Annotated in this window: 8 protein-coding genes; 3 read left to right on the top strand and 5 right to left on the bottom strand. The window is 56.5% G+C overall.

Annotated features, from left to right (window positions below; all coding sequences use genetic code 11):
• The first annotated feature begins 364 nt into the window (after positions 1-364).
• A complete protein-coding gene (locus tag ACLD72_RS16090; protein ID WP_251590803.1) occupies positions 365-1186 on the top strand; it encodes a methyl-accepting chemotaxis protein in 822 nt (273 codons plus the stop codon).
• Between the two features lie 449 nt (positions 1187-1635).
• Here the strand turns inward: ACLD72_RS16090 and ACLD72_RS16085 are convergent, their stop codons facing one another.
• Entirely contained in the window at positions 1636-2403 is a 768-nt protein-coding gene (locus ACLD72_RS16085; protein ID WP_410996782.1) for a PIG-L family deacetylase, read from the bottom strand.
• Positions 2400-2711: a DUF1806 family protein gene (locus ACLD72_RS16080; protein ID WP_458475948.1), complete on the bottom strand. Its 312-nt coding sequence runs from the start codon at positions 2709-2711 to the stop codon at positions 2400-2402. The genes ACLD72_RS16085 and ACLD72_RS16080 overlap by 4 nt, the downstream gene beginning before the upstream one ends.
• Before the next feature lie 250 nt (positions 2712-2961).
• On the opposite strand from ACLD72_RS16080, the gene ACLD72_RS16075 reads away from it, so the two are divergent.
• Complete coding sequence (locus ACLD72_RS16075) at positions 2962-3879, top strand: aldo/keto reductase family oxidoreductase (protein ID WP_410996778.1); 918 nt, start codon at positions 2962-2964, stop codon at positions 3877-3879.
• 151 nt (positions 3880-4030) lie between these two features.
• Here the strand turns inward: ACLD72_RS16075 and ACLD72_RS16070 are convergent, their stop codons facing one another.
• A complete protein-coding gene (locus tag ACLD72_RS16070) occupies positions 4031-6697 on the bottom strand; it encodes a LuxR C-terminal-related transcriptional regulator (RefSeq protein WP_458475945.1) in 2667 nt (888 codons plus the stop codon).
• Positions 6698-6831: 134 nt separating this feature from the next.
• Here ACLD72_RS16070 and ACLD72_RS16065 point away from each other — a divergent pair, with 134 nt between their 5' ends.
• Positions 6832-10437 carry an RCC1 domain-containing protein gene (locus tag ACLD72_RS16065; protein WP_410996774.1) on the top strand — a complete coding sequence of 1202 codons (3606 nt, stop codon included), beginning with the start codon at positions 6832-6834 and terminating at the stop codon, positions 10435-10437.
• A 77-nt stretch (positions 10438-10514) separates the two neighbouring features.
• Here ACLD72_RS16065 and ACLD72_RS16060 read toward each other — a convergent pair whose 3' ends face one another.
• Together ACLD72_RS16060 and ACLD72_RS16055 are read right to left on the bottom strand one after the other, a co-directional pair.
• A complete protein-coding gene (locus ACLD72_RS16060) occupies positions 10515-10943 on the bottom strand; it encodes an NUDIX domain-containing protein (RefSeq protein WP_410996773.1) in 429 nt (142 codons plus the stop codon).
• A 67-nt stretch (positions 10944-11010) separates the two neighbouring features.
• Entirely contained in the window at positions 11011-12834 is a 1824-nt protein-coding gene (locus ACLD72_RS16055) for a methyl-accepting chemotaxis protein (RefSeq protein WP_410996771.1), read from the bottom strand.
• Positions 12835-13167: the final 333 nt, after the last annotated feature.

Genomic DNA, 13167 nt, shown 5'->3' with positions numbered 1-13167 from the left:
TTCTGGGACCCTTCATAAGAAAATAAGGACAAAAAATTCCGCTAATGGGGATAAACATGCTTGGCTTCGGAAAATAAGAACATAAAGTTCCGCTATTTTGAAGGCCTACGGTTCTTCGTCGTTCCAGTCGCCGGTTGCCAAGCGCCGATTTCTAGGTTGAACCCCCAAAAAAGCCCGGAACCCGCTGCTATAGCGTAATTTCCAGGCTTTCCGCATGGTTTATATTCATCGGCACCTACGATTCTATTATCGTTCTGCAAACTAGGAAGCTGACAAAATTTTAAATTCTTTTATATTAAAAAAAATCATCAAATGCCGATATTTTCTTATACGCATCTATATCAGGGGGAGGACAAGAACATACATGGATATTATTGCTGCACTGGTACAAGCCGCACCTTATTTCAAGCAAATTCATTCCCAGGATATTATGATCGGTATTACGGACCGGGAGATTTTTCATTATTACGCTCCCAGCCGGACGCTGGATTTCGGTCTGGTCAAAGGAAGTCCGGTCCCTCCCGAAGATCCGACCCTGATGAATGCCTTGGCCGGACAAAGAACGATCAACCGGCTTCCGGCGGAAATTTACGGCAATCCGGTCATTTCCGCGGGCGTGCCCATTTACGGTCAGGATCAGGAAGTCATCGGGGCATTTGCCATCGCGTACACGCTGGAAAATGAACAAAAGCTTGAAGCGTTGATGGAGGAAGTGAACGGGATCACCGGCCATTTGGTCGATATGGTTCAGAACGTGGCGGCCCATTCGGAGGAACTGTCCGCGACAACCGAGCAAATTCTCGAAAACACCCGCAAGACGGTAGAGGATTCGGAACAGGTAGGCAAAGTGGCCGGACTTATCCGCGAAATTTCCGAGCAAACGAATCTGCTGGGCCTGAACGCCGCCATCGAGGCCGCTCGCGTGGGCGAGCTTGGAGCCGGCTTCGGAGTTGTGGCGAACGAAGTCCGCAAGCTGTCGGTCCATTCCAAAGAGGCGACGCAGAACATCGAAAAATCGCTGGTTACCGTACAACGCTCCATCGAGCAGATGGAAAGGGAAATTCAATCGATCGCCGCCTCCTCCAATGTTCAGGCGGAGCTCGTCAATGAATTCAGCGAGGTCATCGACCGCCTTAACCAGGCCAGCAAGGAAATGGCCGGGTTTATCCAGTCGTTCACGAGATAGTTTGTCGGGAACCGCGGAGAATTGGGCCTACCGTTGAGCGTTTTCCTAGTTTAAACGAAAGTGGGGCCATCAAAAGTCATGTAGATGACTATGATGGCCCCACTGAAATGTAGCGACATTAATTTCACTAGCGTTGCATCAAATTCACACAACTATTCTAACGGTTGCCACAAGCGCTATTTGTTCCAAAAACGTTGATTTCAAATTCTAACGGTTGCCATGGCGCTTATTTCACTGAAACCCAGCCAATTTTGCTTAGATTCAGGTAAATAACGACGCTCACAACCGTTAAAATTTAGAAAAGGGCTTTTTTCGCAAAATAGCCGCTGCTACAACCGTTAGATCTCTGGCGCACGATAGTTTCGATTCGAAAACCTGAGCAATCGCGGAAATGTGGAAAATATTAGGTCTACAACTTTGTATTTTTTGCCCTTATGTTTATCGCCTTATCAGTAAACGAACAAATCGCCCGCCTTCGCCGCTTCCGCTGCACTCCCGCCATTCCCGGTACTCCCTGCACTCCCGGACGCCCCCTGACGGTTTCCTCTGATAAAATATTCGTAACGCCCAAACCGCTTAAGCGCCTCTTGGTCCGGCTGCCAAACCCAGGCCTCGATTTCCGACTGGCAGCGATGGTCCCGGAATGCGGCCAGCTTAGCCGGCAAGTGGCTCTGCACTTCGATTTTTACGATATCGCTGCGGGTGTAGCCAAAAACCTCCGGCCGCTCCATGGCATCGCCGAAAGAAATGAAATATAACGCTCCCCGCTCGCCGAGCCGCCGGAAGGCCGCCGTTGTCGCCTTGCCTATTGCGCAGTGGTCGGGATGGCCGCCTAGCTTCTCATGGAAAGTAAGCACCACATCCGGCTCGATCTCCTCCATCAATCCGGCGATGCGGCCGATCAACAGCTCCTCGTCGATAAACTCAACCGTTTTGTCGCGAATGTCCAAAAACCGCAAATCGCGGATGCCGAGGCTGGCGCACGCATTCCGCAGCTCCTGTTCCCGGGCCGCGCCCATCGTCTCCCTGTTCAAATACAGGGGATTGCCCATGCGCCGCCCCATCTCGCCCCGCGTGGCGCTGACCAGCGTGATTTCCACACCCTCATGGGCGTATTTGGCCAAAGTTGCCCCGCAAATAAAGCTCTCGTCGTCCGGGTGAGCGAAGACGGCCAGCAGTTTGCGTGTACGTTGTTCTGTCAGATTCGTTTTATTCATTCCGGAAACGGCTCCTTTCCAAGATGCAAGGCTACGTTCATCCGGCCCCGCTCATCATAGCCCGCCAGTAAAAGGCGCCCCCGCTCGTCTACCTCATAATGCGTGAGCTCCTCGATGCGCAGCCAGCCGTGCCCGTCAAACCGCAGCGCGGTCCGGTAAGGACCTTCCCCGGCGATAAAAGCTTCCGTCACACTCACTTTAAAATTGCGTACGAACATATAAGAAGTCGCCTCGCCGTGAACATACGCTACCGCGCCAGTAAAAGCCCGAAGCTCCTTCTCCACTTGCTCTCTGTCGATTGGTTTCATCATAAATGCATTCCTTTGCTGCCGTATTTTTTCGCACACCTGCACGACCTAGCTTTCTTTTTTACAGTACCATTATACTCGTCCCGCCCGGATTAACAATAAACTAAATTGCGGCTGCCCTTGAAAACCGCGTCTCCCCTATGTCAAAATAATGGAGGGCCGGGCTGTTCCGCATGATCTTGTGGCATCGCTTTCATATTATCAAAACCGAACAACCCAGCACCTAATCCGCTTTAAGGAGGAATCACGAATGAGAACGATCAAGCTTGGAACGAGCTCGCTGGAAGTGCCGGTCGTGGCCGTCGGCTGCATGCGCATAAATTCTTTGGACAAACCCGCGGCGGAACGTTTTGTGCAAACCGCGATGGAGGAAGGGGCCAACTTTTTCGATCACGCCGATATTTACGGCGGCGGAGCCTGCGAGGAAGTTTTCGCCGAAGCTATCCATATGACGGGCGATGTCCGGGAAAAGATCATCCTGCAGTCGAAATGCGGCATTCGCCAAGGAAGCTTCGACTTTTCCAAGGAACATATTTTGGCCTCCGTCGACGGCAGCCTGAAACGGCTGAAAACCGATTATCTTGACGTGCTGCTGCTGCACCGCCCCGACACCCTTGTAGAACCGGAGGAAGTCGCCGAAGCATTCGATCAACTGCAAAGCTCCGGCAAGGTACGCCATTTTGGTGTTTCCAACCAGAATCCGATGCAGATCCAGCTGCTGAAAAAACACGTCAAACAACCGATCGTGGCCAACCAGCTGCAGCTCAGCATCACCAACGCCACGATGATTTCAAGCGGCATCAACGTCAACATGGAAAACGCCTCGGCCGTAAACCGCGACGGCAGCGTGCTCGATTTCTGCCGGCTGCACGACATTACGATTCAACCGTGGTCGCCGTTCCAATACGGATTTTTCGAAGGCGTGTTCCTGGGAAGCGATAAATTCCCCGAGCTCAATCAAAAAATCGACGAAATCGCCGGCAAATACGGCGTAACCAACACGACCATCGCGATCGCCTGGCTGCTTCGCCATCCAGCGCAGATGCAGCCGGTGACCGGCACGATGAACGCCGAGCGGCTTAAAGATTGCTGCAAAGCGGCCGACATTCGCCTCACTCGCGAGGAATGGTACGAAATTTACCGCGCGGCGGGCAACGTGCTGCCTTAAAACGTGCTGCCTTAAAACGTTCTGCCTTAAAAAGTGCTGCCGTAAGGCGCAATCAGGAGCTCACGCTTCCATATCCATCATCTGCCCCCGACCTTGCCAACGACGGTCCGGGGCATTTTGTCGAGGCGGCTCTCGCTTAGGCTGCGGCCGCTTACTCCTCCAGCAGCCGCAGCTCCTGCGCGGCGGCGAGCGCCTGGGTGCGGGAGGATACGTTCAGCTTCCCGTACAGGCGCGACAGATACACCCGCACGGTGCCCTCGGACAAGCCCAGCGTTTGGGCGATTTGCTTGTTGGCCGCACCCTGCCGGAGCAGCTCCAGCAGCTCCAGCTCGCTCCGGCTCGGCGGCTCAACCAATGAAGCGCCTGGCTTGCGGCTGTCCGCTGCGGCATCCCCATCCGGGAAGCGGCAAATCAGCGCCTCGATGTAACCGTCGGAGACGAGGCCGCCGCCTCCCCCTTCCGGGGTGCCCTCCTCATCCTGATGGCCCGAGCGGCTGGAACGGTACGCTTTCAGCAAACGCAGCATCTCCGGCCCTTCGTCGAGAAAACTGCGGATATATCCGTTTTGTTCTCCCAACGCGAGCGTCTCATGAAGCCTGCTTAGCGAGTTCGTTCGCCGCCCCAGTTTGAACTCCGCCAACGCCTGCAGCAGCGTTATTTCCACGATGCCGGAAAGCTGGCGTTCCCTTTCCGCTTGCGGCTTCAACAGTTCGAGCAGCCGCAGCGCCTCCTCTTCTTTCCGCTGCCTTGCAAGCAGGCGTACCAGCGAAATATATTGAAACTCCTTGTTGTAGGTCGGCTTGTCCTTCGCGGAAATGTCCAGGCGGGCCAGTTCTTTTTTGACTTCGGCCAATTTTCCCTCCTGCAAAAAAACGCGGCAGCGCAGCGCCCGCAAAACCGGCAGCCATAATTCGCGCTGCGGGGGATCAAGCCCGTCCGCCGCTTCATCGATCGTCACATGGGCAAGCTCAAATTTCCCCTCTGCGGCATACAGCCGGACGGCCATGATGCGGTTCGGGATGAGCAGGCCGGCGATGTTGCGGCCGGCAATGGCTTGCCCCACCTCGGCAAGGAGCCTGCGGCTCTCCTCCAGGCGGTTCCATTCGTAATAGCCTTCGCACAGCGACTGCTTGACGTACAGATTGATCAGGGAATCCTTCCAGCCGCGGGCATCGAGCATACCTGTAAAGAGTAGGCCAATCGCTTCCGTATCCTTGGACAAAACTCCGTTCAGCCCCATCGGGGTGCGCCTGACCAGCGGCTCCTGTTTGTTGTAGTCAAAATTGTAGTATAGCGGATTGTCGGGCAGACGCCCCTCTAAAATTCCCCGGCCGGAAGCGAGCCATTTGCCGAAGTCCCCGCTCAGGAAAACGAGATTGGAGCGGACAAACAGTATGCCGCTTTGCAATTTGCCGCGCGCCTCCGAGACCTCCACCCCGCCGCAAGCTTGTTCAATCCGCCCCAGCATGCGCTCAGCCCCCGGTAAATCGCCCGTCAGCGCCCGGACAAAGGCGTACACCAAAGCCAACTCCAAAGGCAGCGAATCCTCTCCGGGAAAACAGCCGAACCAGCGCAGCAGCGTGCGGAATTCGCCGCGTTCCATCACGGCCTTGACATGCCGCTCCAAATAAGCTGCCGCAAGGGAAAAATCCTCCGCCGATACGGCATGATCAATCGCTTCATCCATGTCTCCCTGCCCGGCGAAATATTCCGCCGCCCGGCGGTGCAGCCCGGACCATTCGGCCGGATCATTCCGCCGCAGCTGCTCCTGCAGGAAGCGGGCGAACAGATGATGGTACCTGAACCAGGTCTGGCTGCCGCTTAAAGGTACGATAAACAAATTAAGCTGCTGGAGCGCCTCCAGCTTCTCCCGGCTTCCCCCCTGCTTTGTCACGGCATCGCAAACGGCGGCATCAAGCCGGGACAGAATCGACGTTTTCAGCAAAAACGGATAGATTCCTTCCGGCAGCCGCGACACGACCTCATGAAACAGATAGTCGGCGATATGCCGGGGATTATCCCGGAAATCCGCCGGGAAGTTAGTGCCTTCGGGCCGGGAGTTCAGCGAAAGTGCAAAAAGCTGCATGCCCGCAATCCATCCTTCCGTCCTCTCCGCCAGGCGTTGGATTTGCTCCAGGGAAAGCTCCCGCAGCGTAGACGCGCTCCCCGCCGCCTGCCTGAAATACCGTTCGGCTTCTTCGGAGGTGAACTGCAGCTCCGGGATCGCGATTTCCGCGCTTTGGCCCTGGGCCTTCCATTTAATCGCCGAAAAAGGAAGCTCCGTACGGGTAGCGGTCAAAACGTGCACGCCTGGCGGCAAATATTCAATGAAATAGGACAAGCCGTCATGAATGCCCTGATCCGTGATCGCATGCAGATCATCCAGCGCCAGCGTCAGCGCTTTGGGCAACTCGAACAGTTCATTCAGCAGCGCATCCAGAAACGCATCCCGGGACAACCCCGGCATGGACGCGGCCAGCCGCCGAATCCGCGCCCCCTGGCGCCCCGATACGGCGGAGGCGATAGAACCGGCGATATAACGCCAGAAACGAACCGGGTCGTTGTCCCGTTCATCCAGCGCGACCCAGGCGCACAAGTGCTCGCTCGCGTGCGCCCACTGGGCAAGCAGCGTCGTTTTGCCAAAGCCGGCGGGGGCCCGTACGACAGTGAGCCGCCCGGACGTGCCCGCCTCGATCGCAGCGGTCAGTCTGTCCCGCGGAATGAGGTTGCCTCTTAGGGCCGGCGGGGTGATTTTCGTCCTAAGCATCGGTGGTTCGGCGGATACCTCCGCAAAATCCAATATTTTCACAGGCTTCATCATGGCTGTCCTTCCCTCTCCGGTTCTTTCCCTCATTATAGGAGAAAATCAGCCGGAAGTTAACGTTTGTTAATATGCGAATCTATTAGCTTCTGATAGGATGTCGGTGATGAACAAAAAGAAGGGAGAAATCCATGAGAAAGCTCGGAAAATGCATCTTATCCCTGGTTTTGGCGTCACAATTGCCGGGGGCTTTTTTCCAGGTCAAAACGGTTAACGCGGATGCCGCGGATTTCGTCGTCGCTCCTATACTTGCCGCCGGTTATTATCATGGCGTATCGCTCACCAGCAGCGGAGAGGTATGGTCCTGGGGGCGCGGCGATTACGGACAGATGGGCAACGGTTCCTCGGCCTCCCGGGCTTACCCCGTTCAGGCTCAGGGAATGACTGAAGTCGTAGCGGTTGATTCGGGGGTTCGGGGTTCCATAGCGGTGAAAGCGGACGGAACCGTATGGACGTGGGGCAGCAACAGCAACGGCCAGTTGGGCGTAGGCTCATTGGACAATTCCACCGTCCCCGGGCAGGTCCCCGGATTATCGGACGTAATCGCCGTATCCGGGGCGCTTAGCTACCATAGCATGGCCCTGAAAAGGGACGGAACGGTTTGGGCCTGGGGAAAAAACGACAACGGGGAGCTCGGCGACGGGACGACAACCCAAAGCACGACGCCCGTACAAGTGGCTGGTTTAACCGGCGTCAAAGCGATCGCCGCGGGCGGATACTTTAGTCTGGCCCTGAAGAACGACGGGACGGTTTGGGCCTGGGGATATAATGGAAACGGGGAGCTCGGCGACGGAACCAATACGCAGCGCACCACCCCGGTGCAGGTTGCCGGCCTGAGCGGCGTCAAGGCGATCGCGGCCGGCGGATCGCATGCGCTCGCGCTCAAAGCGGACGGAACCGCCTGGGCTTGGGGACAGAACACGTACGGAACGCTGGGGGACGGAACGCGAACCAACCGCAGCACACCGGTTAAGATCGCAGGTCTCGAGCACGTTGCGGCGATTTCCGGCGGCGGCTACCACAGCATGGCGCTGGACGGGAACGGTGCCGTGTGGAGCTGGGGAAATAACGGCCAAGGTCAGTTGGGGCTGGGAACGGGGATATCCTCTTCCTATGTCCCGCGAAAAGTGGAAGGAATCGAAGATGTCCGGCTTATCGCGGCGAGCGGTTTTTCCAGTTTGGTGATGAAAAAGGACGGGACCGTATGGGGATGGGGACTTAACTCTTCCGGCGAGCTTGCCAACGGCACGTCCCAATCTCAACTCTCACCGGTCAAATCAAAAGCCGTGCTCGACACGACTCCGCCGGATACCGGAAACAGTGTGTTGACCGTTAGCGATGTAACCTTTACCGAAGCTGCGCTCAGTTGGGCCAAAGCGAGCGACAATTTGCTCGACGCGGAAGAGCTTAAGTATCGGCTGTACATGTCGGAACAGGGCAACCTTGCCACCGTGAGCGAAATCGAAGGGAACGGAACCCCGATCGGAGAATATGCAGCGAACAAGGATAGCGAACGGGTGACGGGTTTGTCGGAAGGTAAAACCTACTATTTTAACGTCATCGTTCAGGACGGCACCGGCAATAAAAAAGCTTACTCCATGCTGAAGGTTGCGACCAAAAAACCGGCCATCCACACCTTAATCTATGACGGAAACGGCCATACGGGCGGTTCCGTTCCACAAGACAGCGCCCTGTACGCGCAAGGAGATCAGGCAACCGTGATGGGCGCGGGCGGCTTACAGCGCGAGGGTTATGCCTTCGGCGGCTGGAATACGGCCCCGGACGGGAGCGGAACCAACTACGCGGCCGGCAGCCTTCTGACCTTTCCGGCCGGCGATATGGTCCTGTACGCGAAATGGACGGAAATTCCCGCGCCCGAGCCGTCAGGCGCTTCCTTGAAAAGTTTGGACGTTTTTTCTAATGCGGGTGAGCTGGTTCTTTTAAGCCCGGCCTTTTCCGGGGAAGCGTTCGACTATACGGCGGAGGTGCCTAACGGCGTGAACGCGGTCACCGTCACCACGCAAGTTTACCGGAACGGCTCCTCGGTTACGGCCAGCGTGTACGCCGGCACGAACGGCGGAGCCATCCTTGTGTTGGGGCCGCTTCCCCTTACGCCGGGAGAGAGCAGTCCCCTTCTGCCGCTTGCGGTAGGAGACAATCGGATCGAGCTTGCCGTCATGGCGGAGGACGGAACGCACCAAAAGTATACGGTCATGGCCAGCAGGAAAGCCGGAGAGACCGATCCTACTGATCCAACCGACCCGACAGATCCTGACGGCCCTTCGAATCCGTCCGACCCGCCGCCGGGTGATCCGGACTCCGGTGGAGGCTCGCCTTCACGCGGCTCCGGCTCAAAACGCGCCGCCAGCAATACTCAAAAGGCCGGCGATCCGCCTTCCCCAAGCGCGGACCGGGCTGCGGAAGTGCAGGTGAAGCTGGACGGGGAAACGATGGAGCAAATCGGCACGGGCCTGGTTCAGGAAGCAGAGGGCCGCACGAGCATCGTAGTTCAGTTGAACGCGGCTAAACTAACGGAGAACATCCTGTCCGCGGCGGAAAATCCGGTCATCGTCATCAGCTTGCGGCAAGCGGCCGGCAATATCGTCGTGGAATTGCCGGGAGCGGTCGTTCAAGCGCTGGATAGCCGCGGCGGAAGAATCGAATTGGGGACGCCAAACGGATATTTCATACTGCCCGCCGCAGAGGCCGGCGTCCAACGATGGACACCGCTTGCCGCCGAAGCGAACGGCGAACCCCTTTCGACGGATCGGCTCACGGTGTTGCTTGAAATCGCCGTGAGCTCGGCCGACAGCCAAAACGCTGCGCAAGCCGCAGCAAGCGCAAACGGGTTTACCCTGGCGGCCCCGGCGGCCGACTTCCGCATCGCCGCCCGGTACGACGGACAAACGGTAAACCTGAACCGGTTTGGAGCTTTTGTGGAAAAGGGGCTGCCGCTTCCTGAAGGAACCGCGCCAGGCGATATAACCGGGGCAATCGTCATTCACCAGGACGGAACCGTCGCTCCGGTGCCGATGCGCGTCGTGTCGGCTGACGGGCGGAAAATCGCCGCCGTAAGCAGCTTGTCGGGCGGAAGCTTTGCCCTGATCAGCAAACAGACCGTTTTTGCGGACGTCCCTGCCGATCACTTTGCCGGGCCGGCGATTGGCGATTTGGCCGCCCGCTGGATCGTGCAAGGTTTTGCCGCCGAGCCCGGCAGCGCGGCGGAAGGGAACGGCCGGCGTCAACCGCTGTTGTTCAAACCCGCCGAGCCCGTGTCGCGAGGCCAATTTACGGAGATGCTGATCCGTGCTTTGGGTCTTGGTGGCGAAATGCCCAACTCGCCGGAAACAAGCTTCTCCGATGCCGGTCCCGTAAACGGATACGGCAAGTCGGCCGCCGTTGCCAAAGAATACGGGATCCTGCAGGGGTATGCGGACGGAACCTTCCGTCCGGACGAACGTCTGACGCGGCAGGAAGCGATGGCGATGCTCGCCCGGACCTTCCGGCTGCTGGGACTGGAGGATAACGTCAGCCAGGAGGAGACCGATGGCGTCTTATCGGGTTTTGCCGATCGGGATAACCTGGCGGATTGGGCAAAACCGGCGGTTTCGGCGCTGATTCAAGCGGGAATCGTGCAAGGGGCCGGAAATGGACTGCAGCCCCGCAGCCAACTTACCCGGGCCGAAACGGCGGTCATGATCGATCGGTTGCTGCAGCAAGCAGGGCTGATCCTGTGATACATTAGGACCAACGACAAAACGGATGCCTCCATAGAAGGAAGCATCCGTTTTGTCATTTTTCCACCAAAGCAAGGTCAGCCTTCCTCGCTCCGCCTTTGCAATTGCGCGATTGCCGGCATGGTAAACCGGGCCAAATTGCCGGGAAGCCGGTCCAGTGAAAACCACCGCACCTCTCCGATGGCGCCGCCCTCCTCCATATTGCGCGGTTCTCCGCCCGTCACGGCCACTTCATATAACGCCGAAACCCAGTGATTTCCCTTCTCCGGTTCGATCAGTTCCGCCGTGCAGAGCAAACCCTTCACTTCCACGTCGAGGTCGACTTCCTCTTTGATTTCGCGGACAACGCAGGACTCCATCGTTTCATACGGGTCCACCTTTCCGCCGGGAATGCTCCAGGTATCTTTTTCCGGCTCCCGGTTTCGATGCACCAATAAAATTTCGCCCCGCTCGTTTAAAATAACGGCCCCTACGCCCAATCTCGGAACTTCCGGCACAACACTCACCCTATTCCCCGCCTTTCAATGAACATATTTGTCCATAATTATAAGGCTTAGGGAACGGGCGTTCCAATCAAAATTTGAACCGTTCCACCGATTTGCCGAGCTGATCCGCGATGGATTCCAGCCCTTTGGCGGAGGCCGATACCTGCTCCATATTGGCCAGCTGCTGCTGCGTGGAGGCCGAAATCTCCTCCGTGGAGGCCGTGGACTCCTGCGCTATCGATGACATGCTCTCGATCGTTCCGATCACCTCATCTTTGTCTTCGTTAACCTGCGCAATGCCGCTGACCAGCACCTCGATTTCCTGGGTGATTTGCTGTACCGTGTGATCTATCATGTTGAAAGCTTGTCCGGTCTCCAGGGACGCGGCGCTTGTCCGATTGATGGCTTCGGCTCCCTGCTGCATATAGCTTTTGGCGTCGGCCACGGCCGTGCCGACTTCCCGAACCATGTCCTCGATCCCCTGAACCGCTCCTCTCGTCTGCTCCGACAAAACCCGGATTTGTTCGGCGACCACGGCAAAACCGCGCCCTTGTTCGCCTGCTCTTGCGCTTTCGATCATGGCGTTCAAGGCGAGCATATTCGTTTGCCCTGCCACCGCTTTGATCACCGCCGCAACCTCCGTAATCGCTGCCGATTTGGTGCTGAGCGCGTTCACCTGTTCTTCGATTTTCACGGTGATCTCCGCATTTTCACGAATGGCCTGCTGCAGCTGCTCCATGCTGTTCATGCTGGTATGGTTGGCCTTCCGCGTCTGTTCAATGCTCGCTTTCATCCGGTCCGCGCGTTCTGTCAGCGCCATAATTTCCGCCGCCAGACGGTTAAGCCGGTCCAGCCCGGCCTGTGAATTCTCCGCCAAACCGCCGGATCCGGCCGCCAGTTCATCCGCGGCTTTGGAGATTTCCCCGGCCGCAAAGGAAGTTTCATCGATCATGGCAGTAAGCTTCCGGGAACTTGCAAACACTTGATCCGCGTTCTTCTGAATCGTTTCGACCATTCCGCCCAACGTTTGCCGCATATGAACCAGATCGCCGGCCATCGCCCCGATCTCATCCTTGCCGTGATGAGTCAATTCCCCAGTGAAATCCCCTTCGGCAAAACCTTTAATCCGCTCCGACATCATGGTGATCGGCCGGATCATTTTTCGCGCCAGGACGAGCCCGATGCCCGCCGCCAAAACGAAAATAATCAACGAAACAACAAGCGTTTCAAGCTGCGCCTCGCGGATCTGGCCGTACATGCTTTTGAGCGATAGTCCCACGTTCAATGCCCCCGAAAGCTCCGGACTGTACGTAAAATCGGTGGAAATATTGTAGACTTTCTCCCCGCCGGCCGTTTCCAAAATGCGGCCCTGCGTTTCCTGCCGCTCAACGACCGCCGACAAATCGCTGCCAGTGTTGGCGGTCGAAGCCGAAGAGACAGCATCCGCCGCTCCGGCTCCCCCTTCCGTTTGCAGGCTGCTGTCCGAAACGATCACCTGCCCCTTAGCATCGGCAAGCGAAATGTAGACGATATTGCCGCCGCTGTCTTGTTTGATCGTTTGAAACACCTGCTGCAATTCCTGCAAATTCAGCAGCTCATCCTTGACGATTTCCCTTTTTATGTTGGCCACAAGGGTTGTCCCGTCGCTTTTCATTTGGCTGGTCATCGATCTTTGGATTTCCGCGTACGAGACCAGCGCAAAAGACACGGCGCATACCGCAATCAACGACAGCAGGACGGCAAGTATTTTTCCGGTTAGCGATCTGAAAAACTTGATCCGTCCGGAGGAGAATACCGGCTGAGGCGTGTTGGGCTTAACTGATTTGCTTCGCTTGTTTAGGTTGTTCGAGTTGTTTAGGTTGTTCGAGTTGTTTGGCCTATCTGATTTGCCCGGCTTGACTGGCCAGATCATAAAATTCGCCACCTTGTACGATGATTTACACAACAAAACTAGATGCTTTTGCTGAATTTATCCTAGTAATTGAGACCTGACACCTAATAGGACTACTAAATTTTAACAATTACCACTAAAATCACAGTGACTATTTTCATAATGTCTATGACTTAGGACACGGGTCAGTAAAACGCTGGCGATAAAAACAGCACTATCTAGGGATGGCAAGTCAGGAGGAGGATGACCTGCAAATCCCACGAACGACCAGCAAATCCCGCGAAATGCAAAAGTGCATGCGGATTTCGTCGAACCCCCTCGAAAATGGCTCCTCAAATGCAAATGTGCAGTTCA

Source organism: Paenibacillus lacisediminis, from assembly GCF_046567315.2.
Note: the sequence above shows the minus strand (reverse complement) of the source record. Positions and strands in the feature narration are given on the sequence as shown.